General features: G+C 30.8%; 1 protein-coding gene. It reads left to right on the forward strand.

Translation table 11 applies throughout. From position 1 onward, the window contains the following. Positions 1-441 precede the first annotated feature (441 nt). Positions 442-647: DUF1657 domain-containing protein (locus tag ACFFHF_RS11780; protein WP_013352384.1), on the forward strand; the 206-nt coding region annotated here is incomplete at its 3' end.

Consider the following 647-nt stretch of genomic DNA (forward strand, 5'->3'; position numbering starts at 1 on the left):
ATAACAAAACAGTTCCTTTTTATGTATTAGACAAACCTTAATACGGCGACAAATGCATGCGTTTATCTTTGTTATTACATTTTCAATGTTAAATACCCATAAATAGGATGATTAAGAGGGAAAAACTCTTGAAACTTTGGGATAATATCCAAAAAATGGAAAAAATATTAGTCCTTTCAGGAAATACAATCATCTTATTTTATAAAGGTAGGGGTGTAAAAGAAATTGAAGTTGAGAAAAAAAAATGAAAAGTTATAAGAGCTATTGCTGTCAACGAGAAATAGAAGAAATGATGGGGATATGGAAAAGGGGTTATTATCGGAAAAATGGAGCTATACGTCAAAAATAATTTAGATTTAAATTTCCCAAAAATCATTGAATAAAAAATTCTCCATAAAGCAATATAAAAGAGTAAAAAAAAAATTCAAGGAGGAAATTATCATGACAGTAATAAATGACGTTAAAACAGCTCTAGCAGGATTGAAAAGTGCTCAAGCAAGTTTTGAAACATTTGCTCTTAGTACAGATAATCAACAAGCTAAGCAACTTTACCAAGATGCAGCTAAGCAAACCCAATCCGTTGTAGACAGCATTGAACCACGTGTTCAACAAATCGAACAAGAAGAACCTCAATACAAACAACAGTA

Source organism: Robertmurraya beringensis (assembly GCF_042433785.1).
In the GTDB taxonomy this organism is placed as follows: Bacteria; Bacillota; Bacilli; order Bacillales; family Cytobacillaceae; genus Robertmurraya_A; species Robertmurraya_A beringensis.